At 70.0% G+C, this 20,464-nt stretch carries 24 protein-coding genes; 15 read left to right on the top strand and 9 right to left on the bottom strand.

The features are described from left to right. Window positions 1-28: 28 nt before the first annotated feature. Complete coding sequence (locus tag FJM51_RS18125) at window positions 29-805, top strand: sulfite exporter TauE/SafE family protein (protein WP_181164620.1); 777 nt, start codon at window positions 29-31, stop codon at window positions 803-805. A 114-nt stretch (window positions 806-919) separates the two neighbouring features. Here FJM51_RS18125 and FJM51_RS18120 read toward each other — a convergent pair whose 3' ends face one another. After that, complete coding sequence (locus tag FJM51_RS18120) at window positions 920-2,509, bottom strand: phosphoenolpyruvate carboxykinase (protein ID WP_140455575.1); 1,590 nt, start codon at window positions 2,507-2,509, stop codon at window positions 920-922. A 336-nt stretch (window positions 2,510-2,845) separates the two neighbouring features. Between FJM51_RS18120 and FJM51_RS18115 the strand changes: the two genes are divergently transcribed. The 6 genes from FJM51_RS18115 to FJM51_RS18090 all read left to right on the top strand — a co-directional run bounded on the left by FJM51_RS18115 (window position 2,846) and on the right by FJM51_RS18090 (window position 6,127). Next, window positions 2,846-3,322, top strand: coding sequence for an HPr kinase/phosphorylase (locus FJM51_RS18115; protein ID WP_140455539.1), 477 nt, complete (start codon window positions 2,846-2,848; stop codon window positions 3,320-3,322). Between the two features lie 46 nt (window positions 3,323-3,368). Continuing rightward, entirely contained in the window at window positions 3,369-4,289 is a 921-nt protein-coding gene (gene rapZ / locus FJM51_RS18110; RefSeq protein WP_233713177.1) for an RNase adapter RapZ, read from the top strand. Beyond that, entirely contained in the window at window positions 4,286-4,699 is a 414-nt protein-coding gene (locus tag FJM51_RS18105; protein ID WP_140455538.1) for a PTS sugar transporter subunit IIA, read from the top strand. The genes rapZ and FJM51_RS18105 overlap by 4 nt, the downstream gene beginning before the upstream one ends. 20 nt (window positions 4,700-4,719) lie before the next feature. Continuing rightward, window positions 4,720-4,980: an HPr family phosphocarrier protein gene (locus FJM51_RS18100; RefSeq protein WP_140455573.1), complete on the top strand. Its 261-nt coding sequence runs from the start codon at window positions 4,720-4,722 to the stop codon at window positions 4,978-4,980. Window positions 4,981-5,032: 52 nt separating this feature from the next. Next, window positions 5,033-5,662, top strand: coding sequence for a TetR/AcrR family transcriptional regulator (locus FJM51_RS18095; RefSeq protein ID WP_140455537.1), 630 nt, complete (start codon window positions 5,033-5,035; stop codon window positions 5,660-5,662). Between the two features lie 87 nt (window positions 5,663-5,749). Further along, window positions 5,750-6,127 carry a DUF2852 domain-containing protein gene (locus tag FJM51_RS18090; RefSeq protein ID WP_140455536.1) on the top strand — a complete coding sequence of 126 codons (378 nt, stop codon included), beginning with the start codon at window positions 5,750-5,752 and terminating at the stop codon, window positions 6,125-6,127. A 41-nt stretch (window positions 6,128-6,168) separates the two neighbouring features. On the opposite strand, the gene FJM51_RS18085 is transcribed toward FJM51_RS18090, so the two are convergent. The 3 genes from FJM51_RS18085 to FJM51_RS18075 form a co-directional block, all read right to left on the bottom strand. Continuing rightward, window positions 6,169-6,729: a cytochrome b gene (locus tag FJM51_RS18085; protein WP_181164619.1), complete on the bottom strand. Its 561-nt coding sequence runs from the start codon at window positions 6,727-6,729 to the stop codon at window positions 6,169-6,171. Between the two features lie 11 nt (window positions 6,730-6,740). Continuing rightward, on the bottom strand, window positions 6,741-7,298 hold the full coding sequence (locus tag FJM51_RS18080) for a YceI family protein (protein ID WP_140455535.1): 558 nt from the start codon (window positions 7,296-7,298) through the stop codon (window positions 6,741-6,743). A gap of 89 nt (window positions 7,299-7,387) precedes the next feature. Beyond that, complete coding sequence (locus FJM51_RS18075; RefSeq protein WP_140455534.1) at window positions 7,388-7,900, bottom strand: hypothetical protein; 513 nt, start codon at window positions 7,898-7,900, stop codon at window positions 7,388-7,390. Between the two features lie 357 nt (window positions 7,901-8,257). On the opposite strand from FJM51_RS18075, the gene FJM51_RS18070 reads away from it, so the two are divergent. Together FJM51_RS18070 and FJM51_RS18065 are read left to right on the top strand one after the other, a co-directional pair. Continuing rightward, on the top strand, window positions 8,258-9,799 hold the full coding sequence (locus tag FJM51_RS18070; RefSeq protein WP_140455533.1) for a CYTH and CHAD domain-containing protein: 1,542 nt from the start codon (window positions 8,258-8,260) through the stop codon (window positions 9,797-9,799). Window positions 9,800-9,908: 109 nt separating this feature from the next. After that, window positions 9,909-11,171 carry a SulP family inorganic anion transporter gene (locus FJM51_RS18065; RefSeq protein ID WP_140455532.1) on the top strand — a complete coding sequence of 421 codons (1,263 nt, stop codon included), beginning with the start codon at window positions 9,909-9,911 and terminating at the stop codon, window positions 11,169-11,171. An 87-nt stretch (window positions 11,172-11,258) separates the two neighbouring features. On the opposite strand, the gene FJM51_RS18060 is transcribed toward FJM51_RS18065, so the two are convergent. After that, on the bottom strand, window positions 11,259-12,023 hold the full coding sequence (locus tag FJM51_RS18060) for a Bax inhibitor-1/YccA family protein (protein ID WP_140455531.1): 765 nt from the start codon (window positions 12,021-12,023) through the stop codon (window positions 11,259-11,261). A gap of 367 nt (window positions 12,024-12,390) precedes the next feature. Next, the gene (phaR, locus tag FJM51_RS18055; RefSeq protein ID WP_233713176.1) at window positions 12,391-12,981 is read right to left on the bottom strand and encodes a polyhydroxyalkanoate synthesis repressor PhaR; all 591 of its coding nucleotides are present in this window, start codon (window positions 12,979-12,981) and stop codon (window positions 12,391-12,393) included. 130 nt (window positions 12,982-13,111) lie between these two features. On the opposite strand from phaR, the gene FJM51_RS18050 reads away from it, so the two are divergent. The 4 genes from FJM51_RS18050 to phbB all read left to right on the top strand — a co-directional run bounded on the left by FJM51_RS18050 (window position 13,112) and on the right by phbB (window position 16,750). Beyond that, window positions 13,112-13,312 (top strand): hypothetical protein, encoded by a 201-nt coding sequence (locus tag FJM51_RS18050; protein ID WP_140455529.1) that lies wholly within the window; start codon window positions 13,112-13,114, stop codon window positions 13,310-13,312. Next, entirely contained in the window at window positions 13,297-14,616 is a 1,320-nt protein-coding gene (locus FJM51_RS18045; RefSeq protein WP_210240331.1) for an alpha/beta fold hydrolase, read from the top strand. Before FJM51_RS18050 ends, FJM51_RS18045 begins: the two co-directional genes overlap by 16 nt. Window positions 14,617-14,737: 121 nt before the next feature. After that, on the top strand, window positions 14,738-15,913 hold the full coding sequence (locus FJM51_RS18040; protein WP_140455528.1) for an acetyl-CoA C-acetyltransferase: 1,176 nt from the start codon (window positions 14,738-14,740) through the stop codon (window positions 15,911-15,913). A gap of 114 nt (window positions 15,914-16,027) precedes the next feature. Next, a complete protein-coding gene (gene phbB, locus FJM51_RS18035; protein WP_140455527.1) occupies window positions 16,028-16,750 on the top strand; it encodes an acetoacetyl-CoA reductase in 723 nt (240 codons plus the stop codon). An 80-nt stretch (window positions 16,751-16,830) separates the two neighbouring features. On the opposite strand, the gene FJM51_RS18030 is transcribed toward phbB, so the two are convergent. Further along, window positions 16,831-17,400, bottom strand: a complete 570-nt coding sequence (locus FJM51_RS18030; protein WP_140455526.1) for a type 1 glutamine amidotransferase domain-containing protein — start codon at window positions 17,398-17,400, stop codon at window positions 16,831-16,833. Between the two features lie 152 nt (window positions 17,401-17,552). On the opposite strand from FJM51_RS18030, the gene FJM51_RS18025 reads away from it, so the two are divergent. After that, complete coding sequence (locus FJM51_RS18025; RefSeq protein WP_140455525.1) at window positions 17,553-18,293, top strand: type 1 glutamine amidotransferase; 741 nt, start codon at window positions 17,553-17,555, stop codon at window positions 18,291-18,293. A 4-nt stretch (window positions 18,294-18,297) separates the two neighbouring features. Here the strand turns inward: FJM51_RS18025 and FJM51_RS18020 are convergent, their stop codons facing one another. After that, window positions 18,298-18,519, bottom strand: coding sequence for a hypothetical protein (locus FJM51_RS18020; RefSeq protein ID WP_140455524.1), 222 nt, complete (start codon window positions 18,517-18,519; stop codon window positions 18,298-18,300). A gap of 128 nt (window positions 18,520-18,647) precedes the next feature. Between FJM51_RS18020 and FJM51_RS18015 the strand changes: the two genes are divergently transcribed. Then, a complete protein-coding gene (locus tag FJM51_RS18015; protein ID WP_140455570.1) occupies window positions 18,648-18,908 on the top strand; it encodes a DUF2312 domain-containing protein in 261 nt (86 codons plus the stop codon). Between the two features lie 65 nt (window positions 18,909-18,973). On the opposite strand, the gene FJM51_RS18010 is transcribed toward FJM51_RS18015, so the two are convergent. Beyond that, window positions 18,974-20,332, bottom strand: coding sequence for an FAD-binding oxidoreductase (locus FJM51_RS18010; protein ID WP_140455523.1), 1,359 nt, complete (start codon window positions 20,330-20,332; stop codon window positions 18,974-18,976). Window positions 20,333-20,464 lie beyond the last annotated feature (132 nt).

The following is a 20,464-nucleotide window of genomic DNA, read 5'->3' as shown; positions in this document are numbered from 1 at the left end:
AACGAAGCGTACCGCCCTCCCGGAGATCATGAAATTGGAAGCCTTCCTCGCCGCCTACGGAACCGCGGGCCTCGTCACCGCGACGCTCGGCATGGGGATCGGCGGGTTCGCCAAGGGCGTCGTCGGCTTCGCCCTTCCCCTGATCGCGCTCAGCGTCATGGCGTCCTTCCTCCCGGGCAAGACCTCGGTCGCGCTGCTGATCATGCCGATCCTCGTCTCCAACCTCATCCAGGCGCTTCGCAACGGCGGAGGCGAGGCCTGGGGCAGCCTGCGGAGGTTCTGGCGGCTGAACCTCGTCTTCGTCGTGGTCATCGTGCTCGCCGCGCAGCTCGTCACCGCGATGTCGGACGCGACGATCTACGGCGTGATCGGGCTCGCCATCACCTGCGCCGGCGCCTCACAGCTGCTGGGCTGGCGGCCGAGCTTCGCGCCGCGCCACGCGCGCCTCGCGGAATATGTCGCCGGCGCGCTCTCGGGCGTGCTGGGCGGAATCGCCGGGATCTGGGGGCCGCCGCTCATCATGTATCTGCTGGCGATCCGGCTGCCGAAGGCCGAGATGATCCGGGCGCAGAGCATCACCTTCTTCCTCGGCGCGCTGCTGCTCTTCTTCGCGCATCTGCGCTCGGGCATCCTGAACACGACCACGCTGCCGGTCTCCGCGATCCTCGTCGCGCCGACCCTGATCGGCATGTTCATCGGCTACGAAGTGCATGACAGGCTCGACCAGAACCTGTTCCGCAAGGTCACGCTCGTGGTGCTGATCCTGTCGGGGCTGAACCTGCTGCGCCGGAGCGCCGGGCTCTGAGAGATTTTCCGGGCGCCCGCGCGCGTGGGGGGGAGGCGGACGGATGTCCGCCCCGCGCGCGGTCCCGGAGGGGAGGGCGGCCGCGATCCCCGTCGCGGCCAGCCCCCGGCAACGTCACATCGCGGCCGCGCGGACGTCGTCTTCCACGTGTTCGGCGTACTGCGCGAAGTTCGCCGAGAACATCTCGACCAGCTTCCTCGCCTGCGCGTCATAGGCTTCCGGCTCGGCCCAAGTGCCGCGCGGGTCGAGCAGCGCCGGGTCGACGCCGTCGACCGCGACCGGAACCTCGAAGCCGAAGTTCGGATCGACGCGGAATTCGACACCGTTCAGCGAGCCGTTCAGCGCGGCGGTCAGGAGCGCCCGCGTCGCCGCGATCGGCATCCGCTTGCCGGAGCCGAAGGCGCCGCCGGTCCAGCCGGTGTTGACGAGCCAGCAGGAGGAGCCGGTCTCCGCGATCTTGTCGCGCAGCAGCGCGCCATAGACTTCCGGACGCCGCGGCATGAAGGGCGCGCCGAAGCAGGTCGAGAAGGTCGGCTGCGGCTCGGTCACGCCCCGCTCGGTGCCCGCCACCTTCGAGGTGAAGCCCGAGAGGAAGTGATACATCGCCTGCGCCGGCGTCAGCCGCGCGATCGGCGGCAGGACGCCGAAGGCGTCGCAGGTCAGCATGATCACGTTCTTCGGCGTGCCGCCGAGCGAGGTCGCGCTGGCGTTCGAGATCGCCGACAGCGGATAGGCGCAGCGCATGTTCGCCGTCAGGCTGTCGTCGGCGAAGTCGAGCTCGCGGGTGCGCGGGTCGTAGACCATGTTCTCGATCACGGTGCCGAACATCGAGGTGGTCTTGTAGATCTCCGGCTCCGCCTCGGCGGAGAGGTTGATCGTCTTGGCGTAGCAGCCGCCCTCGAAGTTGAAGGTGCCGCGGTCCGACCAGCCATGCTCGTCGTCGCCGAGCAGGACACGGCCCGGGTCGGCCGAGAGGGTGGTCTTGCCGGTGCCCGAAAGGCCGAAGAACACCGCCACGTCCTCCGGATCGTCCTTGGCGTGGTTGGCCGAGCAGTGCATCGGCATGACGCCCTTCTCCGGCAGGAGATAGTTCAGGATCGAGAATACCGACTTCTTGTTCTCGCCCGCGTAGCCGGTGTTGGCGATCAGCACGAGGCGCTGCTCCATGGAGACGGCGATGACCGTGTTGGAGCGGCAGCCGTGCTTCTCGGGGTCGGCCTTGAAGCTCGGGCAGTTCAGGATGGTGAACTCGGGAAGGAAGTTCGCCAGTTCCTCGAACTCCGGCCGGCGCAGCATGTGGCGGATGAAGAGGCCGTGCCAGGCGAGTTCGGTGATGACGCGCACGTTGAGCCGGAACTCGGGATCCGCGCCGGCGTAGAGATCCTGCACGAAGAGCTCGCCGCCCTGGATATGCGCCTTCATGTCGGCCTTCAGCGCCTCGAACGCCTCGGGCGCCATCGGGGCGTTGTTCTCCCACCACATCGACTTCTCGACCGAGGGCTCGCGCACGACGAACTTGTCCTTGGGCGAGCGGCCGGTGTGCTTGCCGGTGGTGACGAGCAGGGCGCCGCCCTGACCGAGCTGACCTTCGCCAAGACGGATCGCCTGCTCGACGAGCGCGGGCTCCAGAAGGTTGTAATGAACATGGGCGACGCCGGGGAAGCCGGTTTCCTCCAGTGTCCTGAACTGACCCGTCTTCGGCATGTTGTTGAACGCCATCGTCATTACGCGATAATTCCCCCAAGGTTAAAACAGGTCGGTCGCGCTCCGCGAGGAGCCCGCTGGCCAGTCCGCACAAGTCATCACAGACGACGATATTCGCAGCCGCGAACAACCGCCGTCTCCTGATCTATAGCACGAAAGGCGAAGGGAGCCTTGGGCCGTGAACGGTAAAAAGCCATACGAGCGTCACATTTCTTCGGCATATGTGTACTTACGTGTTGGTCTGCGCGTTCGCTTGCGTTCGCTTTCACGGAAAGCAACACGCTGCGCCGCCGCATCGCCCGACGCTGGCATGCCTGAGCGTTCTTGAGTCGCGTCATGCCCGACAGATCCCCCCCGGACGCGAGCCTCTCCGGCCCACCCGCCCCCGCCAGGCTGGTGGCCCACGCCGCCGCCGTCGCGATCGACGGCCGCGCGGTCCTGATCCAGGGTGCCTCGGGCTCGGGCAAGTCGGGCCTCGCGCTGCGGCTGATCGCGCTCGGGGGCGTGCTCGTCGCCGACGACCGGGTCGCGCTGGAACGCCGGGGGGCGAGCGTCATCGCCCGCGCGGTCGATCCGCTCCGGGGGCTTGTCGAGGCGCGTGGCGTGGGCCTGCTGCGGACGGACCAGGTGCTCGACGACGTGGCGATCGCAACGGTGGTCGATCTCGACTTCGCACCCGCGGCGCGGATGCCACAACTTCGTGTAATCGATCTGCTCGGTACCGACGTCGAGTTGATTTTCGGCCGCGGAGTGCCCAATCTTGACGCAGTGTTGGTGTTTATGATGCGGAACGCCCGGTACCAGGAGAAATGACGGCTCATGGGATCCGTCGCCGAGGGCGGTCGAAAGCAGGCGCACCGTGACTGAATCGCACAAGGCTCCCGCGGGGCAGCACATCCTGATCATCACCGGCCCGGCCGGCGCGGGACGGACGACGGCCATCCGGGCCCTCGAGGATCTCGGCTTCGAGGCCATCGACAACCTGCCGCTCTCCTTCTTTCCGCGCCTCTTCGCCGGTCCGCCCCTCGAACACCCGGTCGTCGTCGGTCTCGACGCGCGCAACCGGGAATTCGGCGTCGACCGGCTGCTCGGCGCGCTGGACGAGGTGGCGGAACTCGCGGGGCGGCGGCCGGCGCTCGTCTATCTCGACTGCGACACGGACACGCTGATCCGGCGCTACAGCGAGACCCGCCGCCGGCACCCGCTGAGCCCGACCGAGACGCCGAAGGCGGGGATCGAGCGCGAACGCGCGCTTCTCGCGCCGCTGCGCGACCGCGCCGACGTGCTGGTCGAGACCGGGCAGATGACCCCGCACGAGCTTCGCGCGGAGATGGCGCGGCTCTTCGGGCCCGAGGACAGGCGGGGCGAGCTCGCGATCGAGCTGCAGTCCTTCTCCTATCCCCGCGGGACACCCCGGGGCGTCGACATGGTGATCGACGTGCGGTTTCTGCGGAACCCGCACTGGGATCTCGGACTGCGCCCCCTGGACGGGCGCGATCCGGCGGTCGCCGACTTCGTGCGGGAGGATCCGGCCTTCGGCCCCTTCTACACGCGGCTCGTCGATCTGTTGCGTTTCCTCCTGCCCGCCTATCGGGCGGAGGGAAAGAGTTACTTCGGTATCGGATTGGGATGCACGGGAGGCAGGCACCGCTCCGTCGCGGTGACCGAGGCGCTGTCAAAAACGCTTGCGGAGGACGGATGGCAGGTGTCTATTCGGCACAGGGATCTCGAGCGCGCTTCGAAGGTCGCGGCTCTGGATCCGGGGATGGGTGTAGCGTGATCGGAATCGTTATTGTCGCCCATGGCGGGCTGGCTGGCGAATATCTCGCGGCCATGGAGCATGTCGTGGGCAAGCATCCTGGCACCGTGGCGGTGGCGATCGGCCCCGACGACGATTGCGGCAAGAAACAGGCCGAGATCGAGGCGGCCGCCGCCTCGGTGGACGAGGGCCAAGGGGTGGTCGTGGTAACCGACATGTTCGGCAGCACCCCTTCCAATCTCGCCGTCGGCGCCTGCAGGAACCCCGGCCGCGCCGTCCTCTACGGCGCCAACCTTCCCCTTCTCGTCAAGCTCGCCAAGGCACGGCGCATGGCGCTCGGCGACGCCGTCTCCACCGCGCTCGCCGCCGGCCGCAAGTATATCGACTCCATCGACGGATTCGGCCCCGACGGGACACCGCTCCCATCGTGAGCGACGCCGCCGCCATCCGCATGACCCTCGAAATCGTCAATGACAAGGGTCTCCACGCCCGCGCCTCGGCGAAGTTCGTCGAGACGGTGGAGCGCTACGACGCCCGCGCCGAGGTGAGCCGCGACGGGCTCGATGTCTCGGGCGATTCGATCATGGGGCTGATGATGCTCGCCGCCGCCAAGGGCACGCATATCGACGTCCGCGTCGATGGCGTCGAGGCCGAGGGGCTGGCCGCCGCGCTGCGCGAACTCGTCGCCAACCGCTTCGGCGAATCCGCCTGAGGCTGTCCGCGCCCCGCCTTGCCCGGTTCCGGGGCAGCGGCTAGAGGAAGCCATGGCCGACCGCGACCCCGAGCAGCGCAGATCCTACCATCACGGCAACCTGCGCCAGGCGCTGGTCGAGGCCGCGATCGCGCTGATCGAGGAGAAGGGACCGCTCGGCTTCACGCTGGCCGAGGCGGCGCGCGCCGCGGGCGTCAGCCCCGCCGCCCCCTACCGCCACTTCCGCAACCGCGAGGATCTGGTCGCGGAGGTCGCCCGCCAGGGCTTCGTCATCTTCGGAGAGCAGCTCGAGCGCGCCTTCGACGGCGGCCGGCCCTCGCCCCTCTCCGCCTTTTCCGCCACCGGCGGGGCCTATCTCGGCTTCGCGCGGTCGCATCCCGGGTTCTACATGGCGATGTTCGAAGCCGGGGCGGGGCTCACCGGCACGTCCGAACTGGCCCATGCCGCGCAGCGCGCGCTCGACGTGATGATCCGCGCCGCGGAACTCCTGAGCGCGCAGCTGCCGCCGGAGCGGCGGCCGCCGCCGACCATGGTGGCGAACCACATCTGGGCCTTCAGCCACGGCGTCGTCGAACTCTTCGCCCGGGGCGCGCCGGGCGCCCGCGCGCCCTATACGCCGGAGGAGATGCTCGAATCCGGCACCGGCATCTACCTGCGCGGCCTCGGCGTCCTGCCGCTCTGATCCGATTTTTCGGCGCCCTCCCCTTGAAGGCCGCGCGCGGTTCGCCAATCTATGTGAATGTTAATAACATTAACATAGGAGCGCCTGATGAACACTCTCACCGCCTGGGTCGGGCGGTCTCGCGACTGGCTCGATGACCGTGGCCGCGCGGCCTGGATCGCCGCGATGGTCATCGGGTTCATCCTGTTCTGGCCGATCGGCCTCGCCCTTCTCTTCTACATCATCTGGAGCAAGCGCATGCGTTGCGAACACTGGGGCCGCCGGGCCCGCGATTTCCGGACCCGCGACTTCGGCAAGACCGGCAACACCGCCTTCGACGCCTATCGCGAGGAGACCCTGCGCCGGCTCGAGGAGGAGCGGGAAGCGTTCACGAGCTTCCTCGACCAGCTGCGCGCCGCCAAGGACAAGGCGGAATTCGACCAGTTCATGGCGAGCCGATCGCAGCCGGCGCCGCAGGCCGGCTGACATTTTCCGCGTTCCGGCCGCGCCCCCAGGGGCGCGGCCTCTCAGCGGCCGAAGGTCATCCGCGCCAGCACGCCGTCGCGCCGGTGACTGACCGCGCCCCCGACATGCGGCGCGAGCAGCAGGACCAGCGCCACGGCCGCCGCCGTGTGCGCCCAGGCCGCGAGATCCGCCAGCCGCGCGTCGCCGGGCACCCAGGGGTCGGGCAGCGCGAACCAGTCGAAGACCATGTTCGGGATCCCGAACAGATCCTGCGTCGGCGAGGCCGAGGCCGAGACCCAGCCCGAGAGCGGCAATGCGAGCAGGAGCGCGTAGAGCAGGCCATGCGTCGCATGCGCCGCCCGCCGCTGCCAGCGTGGCATCGCCGGCGGATCCGCCGGCGCCCGGTTGAGGAGACGCCAGCCGAGCCGCGCGGAAACCAGCGCGAAGATCACGAAGCCCCAGCTCTTGTGCGTCTGGTAGAGCGGGAACTGCCGCAGCGGATCGGAGACGAGCCGCACCATGCTCACCCCGAGACCGAGCTGGAAGATCACGAGGGCCGCCACGGCCCAGTGCAGGCCCCGCGCGACCCAGCCCCAGCTCGTCGCCGTGTTGCGCGCGTGCAAGTCCCGCCCCCTCAGTCCGACGTCATCAGCAGGTGGATCGCCACCGGCAGCACCACCCCCACCTCGGGCGCGCCGGCCGTGGAGCCGAACTGGGTCCGGTCGATGGCGCCCGAAATGTCGAACCCGGCCGCGAAACGGCTCGGATCCGCGGGATCGGGACCGTAGCGGAAGACCTTCGCGCGGAAGGAGACCGGCCGGGTCACGCCCCTCAGCGTCAGCCGCCCCGTGACATCGGCGGTCGACTTGCTCGTCTGAACCAGCTGATCGAGCCGGAAGGTGACGGTTGGATACTCGGCCGCGTCGAGATAGCCCGCGCCGCGCACCAGCGCGTCCACGGGCGCCACACCGGTGGTCGCCCGGGTCGTGTCGGCCGCGATCACCGCGCGCGCCCGCGCCGGCGCGCGCTCGTCGAACTCGATCTGGCCCGAGAGTTCCGGGAAGCGGACGGCCACCGACGTGCCCCGCCAGGGAACGCTGACCGAAACCGTCGAACTCGGATCGAGATGCCAGCTCGCCGCCGGGGCGAAGCCGGGCAGCAGGACAAGCACCAAGGCCAGACAAGCGCGCATCGCATCGCCTCAACCGGAAGCCCCGCCCCGCAGGATACACCTCCCCCGCCCGGCGCGGTAGCGGGCATCGCCGCGCCGCGCCGGCCCTCTCAGCGCCAGATGAGCCCGCCCGGTGGTTTGGCCCATGGTCCGATCACCACGTTCTGATCCGCGAGTTCCTCCCGCGCGGTCCGGCTGCCCGCCCGCGCCTGGTCGAACAGCACCGCGCGGTCCTCCGGCCCGTCGCGCTCCGCGGCGCTCGCGATCACGTCGCGCATGTGGACGAAACCATAGGCCTGTTCGGTCAGGTCGGCGGCGTCGTAGGTCATCTGCCCCATCGCGACATAATGCCGGATCGCGCCCGCGCGCCGCAGACGGCGCCCGAAGAAGGCCGTGGCGATCAGGCATTCGTCCGCCAGCGCGCGCATCGTCTCGCGCGGCGCCTGCTCGTCCATCGCGCGGGTGATGCGCACCGTCAGCATGTCGACGCGGATCTCCGAATGGATGAACCGCGCGAAGGTGATCGAGAGATAGGCCTCGAGAGTCTGGGTAAGGGGGATCCCGGCCTTCTCGATGCCGGAACGGACGAAATCGGCGGCGATGCCGAGGGTCGCTGGGTTCATGTCCGGTGCTCCGCTCCGAGGGCGCTGATCGAGATGGGTCGGCGCGCGCGCCGGAGTCTCAGTTTCATGCGATCGGGTCTGCGAAGCTCCATGGTCACCTCATGTCGGATTGCCCGGGGGGCCTTGATCGGAGGAAGGAACGCCGCCAAAGAACACCTCCACCTCGCGCGCATGGCGGCGAGGGGGTATGGGAAGCGATGGGTGCGACAATCGGAGGCGGGAAACGCGTCGGAAGAGTGAGACGATCTGCGCGGGTTCCGGCCATTGATTCCCTTGGCGGAAAGCGGTTCCAAGGGCAAAGGGTAGCATGATTTTCGCGAAACAGACATTGTTCTGTGATCTGGAGGGGGGCGGCCGATGGCCACCGAGGTCGAACTGAAACTGACGCTGGATCCGGGCGCGGAGGCGAGGTTGAGGCGCGATCCGGCGCTCGAGACGCGGACCTGCCCGGGCCGGACGGCGAATTTGGTCTCGATCTACTACGACACGCCGGACGAGGCGCTGGCGCGCGCCGGAATCGCGCTGCGGCTCCGCCGCGAGGGACGGCGCTGGATCCAGACGATCAAGCGCCGGACCGGCGACGACGTGGCGGGGCTCTTCGCCAACGAGGAGGTCGAATGCCCGGCGCCCGGCGCCCGTCTCGTGCTCGAGGGCAAGGATCCCGCCTTCGCCGCGGTGACCGGGGCCGCGGGCGGCGCGCCGCTCTCGCCGATGTTCGAGACGCGGGTGAAGCGCCGGATCGAGGTGCTCGGCATGCCCGAGGGCGTGGTGGAACTCGGCATCGACCAGGGCGAGATCGTCGCCGGTTCGCGGGTCGAGCCGATTCTCGAGGCGGAACTCGAACTGAAGGAAGGCGCGGTCGCGGCGGTCTACACGGCGGCGCGGCGCCTTTTCCACTCCGGCCCGATCCGCTTCGCGAAGCTCAACAAGTCCGCCCGCGGCTACGCGCTCGCCCGGGGCGAGGACGACGCGGCGGCGCGGAAGAAGCCGGCGGCGCCCGATTTCTCCGCGAAGAGCGGGGCCGAGAAGGTCGCGCGCGACATCCTGCGCGACTGTTTCGCGCAGATCACCCGGGAGCAGGAACGGCTCGCCGACGAGACGGCGCCCGAGGGCGCGCACCAGCTTCGCGTCGGGCTGCGCCGGCTGCGGACCGCGCTGAAGCTCTTCGAGCCGGTGCTGGGCACCGGCGGCGAGGGCGCGCGGCTGTCGGAAACGGCCCGGACGCTTGGCCAGGCGATCAGCCCGCTCCGCGATCTCGACGTGCTCGAGGAGGAAATCGGCGAACTCGTCGAGAGCGGCCTCGACGCGCCGGCCCGCGACGCGCTCGTCGCCGCGATCTCCGAGCGGCGGGAGCAGGAGCGCGCCCGCGCCCGCGCCGCGATGGCGGGACCCGAGGGGGTGCGCTTCCTGTTCGATCTCGGCCAGTTCATCGAGACGCGGGGATGGCTCGTCCCTTCCGATTATGACCAGACCGCGCGGCTGGCCCAGCCGGTGGGCGAGGTCGCGGGACAGATGCTCGGCAAGCGCCTGAAGGCGGCGCGCAAGCGGGCGAAGCATCTGGAGCATCTCGACGAGCATGAGCTGCACGACCTGCGCAAGGCGCTGAAGAAGCTGCGCTACGGCGTGGAGATGCTGGCCCCGATCTATGGCGGTCGCGAGGTCTCGCATTATGTCCGGGCGATCAAGGATCTGCAGGACAAGTTCGGCAGCCTGACCGACGCGGCGATGGCGCGGGGCTGGCTCACCGGGGAGGCGGCGCTCGGCGCGACGGATCCGGCCGCGCAGCGCGCGGCGGGCTGGCTGCTCGGGACGATGACGGCGCGGGTGGTCGCGGACCGGCCGCGGATCTTCGCCTTCTGGAAGGAACTCGCCGGCCGCGATCCGTTCTGGCGCGGCTAGGCCGGGCGCGAGCCCGGCCGATGGTGGCCCGGGTCCGCGTCGTGGCCCGGCCACCCAGGTTTCCGCCGCGGGCACCTTTCCGCGGCGACACCACCCCCGGGAACATGAGATGAAACCCAAGATCCTTACGACGCTACCGCATTATTCATTTCCAGCCTTCACCGCCGACGCCATCGCCGGCGTCACCGTGGCGATGGTCGCCCTGCCGCTCAGCCTCGCGATCGCGATCGCCTCGGGCGCGAATCCCGCCGAGGGGCTGATCACCGCGATCATCGGCGGCTTCCTGATCTCGCTGCTCGGCGGCAGCCGGGTGCAGATCGGCGGCCCGACCGGCGCCTTCATCGTCGTCGTCTTCGGCGTGATCGCGACACACGGCTACGACGGTCTCGTTCTCGCGACCTTCATGGCCGGGTTCATCCTGATCCTCGCAGGCTGGCTGCGCGCCGGAAGCCTCGTCGAATACGTGCCGGAACCGGTGATCAACGGCTTCACCATCGGCATCGCGGTCATCATCGGCGCGAGCCAGATCAAGGACCTGCTCGGGCTCACGCTCGGCAAGGCGCCGGCGGATTTCGTGGAGCTGATCCCCGCGCTCTGGGGCGCGCGGGCCACGTTCAATCCCGCGAGCCTCGCCATCGGCGTCGCGACGATCATCGGCATCATCGCGCTCCGCCGGCTCTGGCCGCGGTTTCCGGGGCTCATCGTCGCCGTCGCGGTCACCTCGCTCATCGCCTACGCCGCGCATCTGCCGGTCGACACGATCGTGTCGCGCTTCGGCGCGCTGCCCGATCACCTGCCGGCCCCGCGGGTTCCCACGCTCGACTATCAGCGGATGATCGACCTCGTGCCCTCGGCGCTGGTGATCGCCTTTCTCGCCGGCGTGGAATCACTCCTCTCGGCGATGGTGGCGGACCGGATGATCTCCGGCGCGCACCGGCCCAACGCCGAGATGGTGGCGCAGGGCGCGGCCAACATCGGCTCGGCCCTCTTCGGCGGCCTGCCCGCCACCGGCGCGATCGCGCGGACCGCCACCAACATCCGCGCCGGCGGCCGGACCCCGGTGGCGGGGCTCGTGCACGCGCTGGTCGTGCTGCTCGTGATGGTCTTCGCCTCCGGCCTCGCCGGCTATCTCGCGATGCCGGCGCTCGCCGGGCTCCTGATGATCACGGCCTGGAACATGAGCGAGCCGCACAAATGGCGTGGCTACATGCGGGCGCGGATCTCGGACCGGGTGCTTCTGCTGCTGACCTTCGTGCTGACGGTGGTGACGGACCTGACGATCGCGATCGGCGTCGGCGTCGCCCTCGGCCTCGCGCTCCGGCTCCGCCGCCGGAACATCCCGCCGGAGCACTGGTCGGAACCCGACCGCTGAGACGGAAAACCCCCGCCGGTCGACCGACCGGCGGGGGTTCGTCTGTCCCGATCGGGACCGGGCTGGCCGGTCCCCGTCTTCTCCGGATCAGTTCCGGTTCCCGAAGAGCTGCAGCAGCATCATGAACATGTTGATGAAGTTCAGATAGAGGCTGAGCGCGCCCATGATCGCGGCCTTGCCGAGATAGGCATCGCCCTCGGCCGCGCGCATCTGCAGGTAGGTGTTCTTGATGTTCTGCGTGTCATAGGCGGTCAGACCCGCGAAGACGAGCACGCCGATCACCGAGACCGCGAACTGCAGCGCCGACGAGGCGAGGAAGATGTTGACGAGCGAGGCGACGATCAGGCCGATCAGGCCCATCATCAGGAAGGTCCCCATCCCCGACAGGTCCTTCTTCGTCGTGTAGCCGTAGAGGCTGAGGCCCGCGAAGGCGATCGCGGTCACGAAGAAGGTCTGGGCGATCGACATGCCGGTGAAGACCGCGAAGATCCACGAGATCGACAGGCCCATCAGCGCCGAGAACAGCCAGAACACGCCCTGCGCGGCGCCCTCCGACATCCGGTTCAGGCCGGCGCCGAAGGCGAAGACCACGGCGAGGGGGGCGAACATCACCACCCATTTCAGCGGCGAGTTGAACAGCGCGACGATCACGCCCTCGGGGATGATCATCGTCGGCTGCTGCGAAACGACGCGGGCGAAGTCGGAGCCGACGATCCAGGCGACGAGGCCCGTGATCACCATGGCGACGGCCATCAGGCCGTAGACCTTGTTCATATGCGCCCGCAGACCCTCGTCGATCCGCGCGGCGGTGGCGCCGGCTCCAGTCCGACGGATAGTCTCGAATTCGGCCATAAGGTCCCTCCGTGTGAGCCAAAGGCCGCGAGGCGCACTCGCGGTCCGGCATTGATATTGGAAATCCGCCCGCGCGATTCAACGGCGCGGCGCGCTCAAGTCTTCGTATTCATGACCAAAAAGGGTGCCAAAGTCCATCGGCGCGCCCCGTGACCCGCCGCCGCGGCACCCGCCGGGATCCGCGCCGGACGAGGCCGGGCCACTCCTCCGGAAGAGCGAAAACGAAGCGATCGCAGGCAGGTAACGGCCCCGTCCCCGGGCCGAAGCGCGCGATCCCGGCCTTCGGCCCCCGGACGGACGGCCCGGCGCCGGTTCCGCGCCGCTCCGGCCCCCGCGGCAAAGGCGCGCAGGCCGCCCCCCGCGGGGATCAGGATTCCTTGACGAGCTTCGAGAGCTGTTCCTGCATCGCGGTGAGCTGCGTCTTGAGCTTCTCGAGCTCCTCGTCCTTGCCGGATTTCGCGGTTCCCGCCGCGCCGCCGCGCGCGTTCATGCCCGTCGCGAAGGGGGCGAACATGCGCATCGCATTCTCGAACCATTCCATGTTCGACCGCGCCAGCGCCTCGAAATTCGCGAGCGCCGGATTCGCCTCGAAGGCGGAGCGCACCTGCTCGCGCATCGTCTCCTGGTTGCGCGCGAAGGTCTCCATCGAAGCGTCGAGATAGCCCGGGACGAAGCCTTGCAACGTGTCGCCGTAGAGCCGGATCAGCTGGCGCAGGAAGTTCGCGGGCAGCATGGTCGGTCCCTTCGCTTCCTCCTCGAAGATGATCTGGGCGAGGACGGAGCGGGTGATGTCCTCCCCCGTCTTCGCATCGTTGACGACGAAATCCTGCCCGTCCCGCACCATCTGGGCGAGGTGGTCAAGGGTCACGTAGCTCGATTTGGCGGTGTTGTAGAGGCGCCGGTTCGCGTATTTCTTGATGGTGATCGGCTCGCCCGCGGTTTCGTTCTTTTCAGCCACGCGCGTCTCTCCTAAGTGAATATGGGCTCCCTGCGGGAAGCTTATCGTTCGCATGGCGGGGCGGAAAGCCCTTTGTCGCAGGTGCGAAAATGACCGCGCCGGCGGGGCGGAGCAAGGCGGGGCGAGGCGATTGATCGAGGCGAAGACGCGGGAGAGCGTGGAACCGGACGGCTGGGCGCGGGAAGCGCGCCGCGCCGGCGGCGCCCGGCCGTGCGAGACGCCGAGGGACGAGCGGGAGCGGGCCTCCGCCTATCTCGATCTCTGGGAGCGGCACGTCTCCGGCAAGGCGATCCGGGGCCGGGGCATCGCCGCGCCATGGTTCTCGCGATGACGGCGGCGCCCGCGGAGATCGACGGGCGCGCCGAGGCCTGGCCGGCCGCGCCGGCGCCCGGCCGCCCCGCGCCGCACCGCGTGGGCGAACCGAGCCCGCTCATCTTCCACCTCGGCGCCGCGCTCGCCACCTATACCCAGGCGCTGCTCGCCGCGCCCCGGGCGGACTCGCCCCACTTCCCCTGGCTCGAATCCTGCGCGGGCGAGGCGGCGGCGCTCGGTCCCGATCTCGACCAGGTCGAGATCGCCGTCGAGATCGCGGCGCGGCTCCGGGCGACGATCCGGGGGCTGGAGATCTGGCAGGCGCATCCCTATCGCCGCGCGGTGGACGAACCGCCCGCGCTCTGGGCCGAGGGCGCGGCGCGCCTGCTCGACTACGGTGCGACGCCGGAGGCGCGGGATCCGGCCGGGCCGCCGGTCCTGGTGATCCCGAGCCTCATCAACCGCGCCTATGTGCTCGACCTGCGTCCCGGGCGGTCGCTGCTGCGCTGGCTGGCCGCGCGCGGGGCGCGGCCGCTCCTGCTCGACTGGGGCGCGCCCGGACCGGCGGAGCGAGCCTTCGACCTCGAGGCCTACGGGACCGAACGCGTGCTGCCCGCGCTCGAGATCGCGCGGCGGCTCGGCGGCGGCGGCCCGGTCGCGGTGCTCGGCTACTGCATGGGCGGCACGCTGAGCGCCGCGGTGGCGGCCCGCCGGCCCGATCTCGTCGCGCGGCTGGTCACGATCGGCGCGCCGTGGCACTTCGCCTCGACCGAGGGCATCTCCGGCGGGTTCCGCGCCATCCTGCGCGCCCAGGGTCCGGCCCGGCTCGAGGCGATGCTGGAGGCGATGGGCCAGGCCTTCGGCGCGGTCCCGGTCTCGCTCTTCCAGATGCTCTTCGCCTTCGTCAATCCGATCCAGGCGGCGGTCAAGTTCCAGCGCCTCGCCCGGCTCGATCCGGCGAGCGTCGAGGCGATGGACTTCGTCGCGCTCGAGGACTGGCTCGCCGACGGCGTGCCGATGACCGCGCCAGCCGCGCGCGACCTGCTCGTCGACTGGCAGATCCGCGATCTGGTCGCGGCCGGGCAGTGGCCGTTCCTCGGCGCCCCGGTCGACGCCGGCGCGATCCGCGCCCCCGCGCTGATCGTGGCCGGACGCAACGACACCATCGCCCCGCCCCCGCTCGCCGATCCGCTGGCGCGGGCGATCCCGCGGGCGCGCCTCATCCGTCCCGCGACGGGACATGTCGGGATGGTCGTGGGAAGCCACGCCCCCGCGCGGGTCTGGCGGCCCGTCGGCGCCTTCCTCGCCGGGCGCCCGGCCTGAGGCGCGGGACAGTTGAGGCGATGCGCGACATGTGCGACGAGGGTCTGGGTGGAGCCGCGCACGAATCGTGCGTACGTGTGATTCCTGAGCACGCGGCGCTCAGTCCGTGAAGGAGGAAGGCATGACCAACATCGTAATCGCCTCGGCGGCGCGCACCGCCGTTGGCAACTTCAACGGCGGCTTCGCCACCGTACCGGCGCATGACCTCGGCGCCGCCGCGATCAAGGGCGTGCTGGAGCGCGCCGGGGTCGACGCCGCCGACGTCTCGGAGACGATCCTCGGTCAGGTGCTGACCGCCGGCCAGGGCCAGAACCCGGCTCGCCAGGCGCATATCAACGCGGGCCTGCCGCTGGAGAGCGCCGCCTGGGGCCTCAACCAGCTCTGCGGCTCGGGCCTGCGCGCGGTCGCGCTCGGCGCGCAGCACATCCTGCTCGGCGACGCGGAGATCGTCGTCGCGGGCGGTCAGGAGAGCATGACGCTCGCCCCGCACGCCGCCTATCTGCGCGCCGGGCAGAAGATGGGCGACATGAAGTTCACCGACACGATGATCAACGACGGTCTGACCGACGCGTTCAACCAGTACCACATGGGCATCACCGCCGAGAACGTCGCCAGGGAATGGCAGATCACCCGCGACATGCAGGACGAATTCGCGGTCGCGAGCCAGAACAAGGCCGAGGCGGCGCAGAAGGCCGGCCGGTTCGACGACGAGATCATCCCCTACACCGTCAAGGGCCGGAAGGGCGACACGGTGATCGACAAGGACGAGTTCATCCGCCACGGCGCGACGCTCGAGTCGATCCAGAAGGTGCGCCCGGCCTTCCAGAAGGACGGCACCGTGACGGCGGCGAACGCGAGCGGCATCAACGACGGCGCCGCCGCCGTGCTGCTGATGACCGCCGAGAACGCCGAGAAGCGCGGCATCGAGCCGCTGGCCCGGATCGTCTCCTACGCGACGGTCGGCCTCGACCCGAAGATCATGGGTGTCGGCCCGATCTACGCCAGCCGCAAGGCGCTCGCCAAGGCGGGATGGAAGGTCGAGGATCTCGACCTGATCGAGGCGAACGAGGCCTTCGCCGCCCAGGCCTGCGCGGTCAACAAGGACATGGGCTGGGACACGTCCAAGGTGAACGTGAACGGCGGCGCGATCGCGCTCGGCCATCCGATCGGCGCCTCGGGCGCGCGCGTGCTGAACACGCTCCTCTTCGAGATGAAGCGCCGCGACGCGAAGAAGGGCCTCGCCACGCTCTGCATCGGCGGCGGCATGGGCGTCGCCGTCTGCGTCGAGCGGCCCTGACGGATCGCGCCGGCCCCGCCTCCGCGCGGGCCGGCGCCCTCTTTATCGACCGCCGTCCAGGGCCGGCCCGGACGGCGGTGGTAGCCAAGAAGACTCTCAATCGGAGGAAATACCATGGGACGTGTGGCTCTGGTCACGGGCGGCTCGCGCGGAATCGGCGCGGCGATCTCGAAGGCGCTGAAGGCGGCGGGATATACCGTCGCCGCCACCTACGCCGGTAACGACGAGAAGGCCAAGGCCTTCACCGACGAGACGGGCATCAAGACCTACAAGTGGAACGTCGCCGACTACGACTCGAGCAAGGCCGGCATCGCCCAGGTCGAGGTCGACCTCGGCCCGATCGAAATCGTCGTCGCCAACGCCGGGATCACCCGCGACGCGCCGTTCCACAAGATGACCCCCGAGCAGTGGAAGGAGGTCGTCGACACCAACCTCACGGGTGTCTTCAACACCGTCCATCCGATTTGGCCCGGCATGCGCGAGCGCAAGTTCGGCCGCGTCATCGTCATCAGCTCGATCAACGGCCAGAAGGGCCAGTTCGCCCAGGTCAACTACGCCGCGACCAAGGCGGGTGACCTCGGCATCGTCAAGTCCCTGGCTCAGGAGGGCGCGCGCGCCGGGATCACCGCCAACGCCGTCTGCCCCGGCTACATCGCGACCGAGATGGTGATGGCCGTGCCCGAGAAGGTCCGCGAGTCGATCATCGGCCAGATTCCGGCCGGCCGCCTGGGCGAGCCGGAGGAGATCGCACGGATCGTGGCCTTCCTCGCCTCCGACGACGCGGGTTTCATCAATGGCTCCACCGTCTCCGCGAACGGCGGCCAGTTCTTCGTCTGATCCGGCGGCGGAAGTTACCCCAAGCATGCGAAAGGGCGGCCCCAAGGCCGCCCTTTCCCGTTTTCGATACCCGCGAGGGATCAGTGCGCCGCTTCGAGCGCGCGCTCGTGCCGGCCCTCGCCGATCTCCTCGACGAGCTTCGCGATGAAGGCGGGCAGGTCGTTCGGGTTGCGCGAGGTCACGATGCCCTCGTCGGTCACCACCTCCGCGTCCCGCCAGTTGGCGCCCGCGTTCACGAGATCCGTCCGGATCGAGTGATAGGAGGTGACGTCGCGGCCGCGCACCGCGTCCGCCTCCACCAGCAGCCATGGGCCGTGGCAGATCGCGCCGACCGGCTTCCCGCTCTTCGCGAATTCGCGCACGAAGGCCACCGCCGCGTCCTCGAGCCGGAGCTTGTCGGGATTGATCTGCCCGCCCGGCAGAACGAGCGCGTCGTAATCCTCGACCCGCGCCTGGGCGAGCGGACGATCCACGGGCACGCTGTCGCCCCAGTCGCCTCCGTCCCAGCTGCGGATCTCGTCGGATTTCGGGGAGACGACCTCGACCGTCGCCCCCCGCGCGCGCAGCTTCTCGAGCGGTTCGCGCAGTTCGGAACGCTCGTAACCGTCGGTGGCGAGGATGGCGATGCGAGCCTTGGTGATCTCGGTCATGTACTCTTCTCCGTGTTGTCCCGGTTTCATGCCGGGCAAACGGACTGGCTCCGCCCCGGTTCCCGATCCGGTCGGCCCCGGCGGATCACCGCCCCTTGCCGACGCGCGGGGAAAGCGGCACATCGGAACGGCGAGGAACGGAGGCGCGTGCGATGAGGATCGGCATCCTGGAAACCGGCGAGGTCGCGGAGGACCTGCGCGCGCGCCACGGCGACTATCCGGCGATGTTCCGCGAACTCCTCTCCGCCGTCGACCCCGCGCTGGAATTCGCGACGATACGCGTGGTCGCGGGCGAGATGCCGGCCGCGCCGAGCCAGGCCGACGCCTGGATCGTGACCGGCTCGCGCCACGGCGTCTACGACGGCCTGCCCTGGATCGAACCGCTGAAGGCCTTCCTGCGCGACTGCGTGGCGAGCCGCGTGCCCGTGGTCGGCATCTGCTTCGGCCACCAGATCCTCGCCGAGGCGCTCGGCGGCCGCGCGGCGAAATCGGATCGGGGCTGGGGCCTCGGGGTGCAGGATTACGCATTCGTCGCCCGCCCCGGCTGGATGGCCGACGCGCCGGCGCATTTCGCAATGCGCGCCGTGCATCAGGACCAGGTCACGACCTTGCCGCCCGGCGCCACCCTGCTCGCCACCTCGCCCTTCTGCGAATACGCGGCGCTCGCCTATGGCGACCCGGAGGCGCCCGACGCGATCTCGCTGCAGCCCCATCCCGAGTTCGGGCCGGAGTTCATGTCGGAACTGCTGGCGCTGCGGGCCGGCCGGGGCTTCCCGATGGCGGATTACGAGGCGGCCAAGCCGGGGCTCGACCGTCCGGTCGCGAGCGCGGACTGGGCGCGCTGGATCGTCGCCTATCTGCGCGAGGCGGAGGCGGGCCGCGCCGCCGCCTGAGCCGCTACCGCCCGAGCACCAGCCCGACGACGAGAAGCCCGAGCCCGAGCGCGGCGAGGCCGACCGAGGCGAAATTGACCACGAGCAGCAGCCGAAACCGGGCCTCGGCCACATCGGGCGCCGGCTTCTCGCGCCGGATCCGGAAGCCCGCGCGCACGCAGTAGCCGAGCCCGATCAGCCCGGCCGCGACCATGATCCCGCCGAGTATCACCACGAGCATCATCATGACCGGCCCCTCCGCTGCGACGCGCCCGGCTTAGGGGCCGGCCCGGCGGGGCGCAAGGGCCTTGTTCCCGGGGGGACCGGGCGATAGGTTCCGCGCCGCGTCTGGAAGGGGAAGATCAATTGGACGAGATGATCGAGGATGATGCCCCGTCCGCCTACAAGGTCACGGCGGGCGAGTTACGGCAGTTCATCGAGCGTTACGAACGCCTCGACGAGGAGAAGAAGGCGATCGCCGAGCACCAGAAGGAAGTGATGGCCGAGGCGAAGGCGCGCGGCTACGACACGAAGGTGCTGCGCAAGCTGATCGCGCTTCGCAAAAAGGATCCCGCCGACGTGTCGGAGGAGGAGGCGATCCTCGAAGTCTACAAGGAAGCCCTCGGGATGAACTGAGTTCCGGCGCTCCGCCGGACCGGAGGCGACCGGGGCCGTTCCGAAGCCGGAGCGGCCCCGCGCGTTCAGGCGGCGGCCGCCCCGCGCCTTCCCACCCCGGACACAAACACCCCGTCCGGGTCGTGCCGCGCCCGCAACCGCGCGAGCCGCGCCACCACCTCGGGCGAATGGTTCGGCAGCCGCTCCCCGGGCCGATCGAGATCGGCCTCGCCCACATAGGCCCCGGTTGCGAGCGGGCGGCAGACGTCCATGCCCGCGCGAAGCCAGCCGAGATGCCGGACATCCTCCGCCGCCGCGTCCCAGATGCCGTAGACCGCCGCGAAGATCCGTCCCTCCCTGGAGAAGGCCGCCGTCCCCGGCACCGGCAGCGCGTTCGAGCGCAGCGAGACCACGGCGAAGTTCCGCTCCGAACTCGCGGCCGCCATGCTCTCGGCGATCGGGGCCAGCACGGCGCCGAGATCCGCCTCCGACCAGAAGGTATCGACGCCGTAGCGCGCGCCTTCGGGTACCGAAGGGCTGGTGAAGTCGTAGAGCATCGGCAGGGGAGTCGGCATCGGCCCGATCACCTCGAGCGTCCCCTCGGGCGCCCCTTCGCCCAGCGCGGCGAGGATCTCCCCCGCCTCGGCGTCGCGCGTGGCGTATACATTCACGATCGCGGCGATCACCGCGCCGCCCGGTCCCGGCGCCAGCTTGCAGGTGAATTCGACCTCGGGCGGCGCCGCGGCGATCACCCGCTCGGCCCAGCGGGCGATCTCGGGAAGCGCCGCGGCCGGATAGACGCGCACCATCGTGGTCAGCGCCCGCGCCGCCTCCCGGAGCCGGACGTGGAAGGCGGTGACGACGCCGAAGAATTCCGGCCCCGCGCCGCGCGCGGCCCAGAACACGTCGGCGTGCTCCTCCGCCGTCGCGGTGATCAGCCGGCCGTCGGCCATCACCACCTCGACCGCCTCCACCGAGAAGCAGGCGATGCCCCAGGCGCCGGCGTTCCAGCCGATGCCGCCGCCGAGCAGGTAGCCGCTGACCGGCACACTGGCGCAATGGCCGACCGGGAAGGCCAGCCCGTGCCGTTCGAGCGCGGCGGCGAGGCGGATGTTGGTGACCGCGGGCTCGATGCGCGCCTTGCGCGCGGCGAGATCGAGGCTCAGCCCGTCGAGCGCGCCGAGGTCGATCACCATGTCGGCCCTGGCCGCGATCCCGGTGAACTGGTGCCCGCCCCCGCGCGGCGAGACGGTGAGGCCGTTTTGCGCCGCGTAGCGGACCGCTTCCGCGACATCCCCCGCCGAGGCGGCCCGCGCGATCAGCCTCGCCTCCCGCGCGGGCTTGCGGCCGTTCCAGACCAGGGCGTCGCAGGCGGCCGCGTATCCGGCGTCGGACGCGGCGACGACGCCGCCGCCCAGGCGGGAGTTCAGGGTTTCAATGCTCATGTCCAATCGCTTTCGCAAAGGCGGCCGCGCCGCGCGCCAGGGCACGCGTCGAAGGTCCGCGAAGATCAGGTCGGGCTGGGGAAGCCGGGCGGAGAGAAGGATGTCCCGGAGCCACGAAGGCCATTCTAAGCC

Origin of the sequence: Amaricoccus solimangrovi (assembly GCF_006385685.1) — a bacterium.
GTDB classification, from domain to species: domain Bacteria; phylum Pseudomonadota; class Alphaproteobacteria; order Rhodobacterales; family Rhodobacteraceae; genus Amaricoccus; species Amaricoccus solimangrovi.
This window is presented reverse-complemented; position numbering and strand designations above follow the sequence as displayed.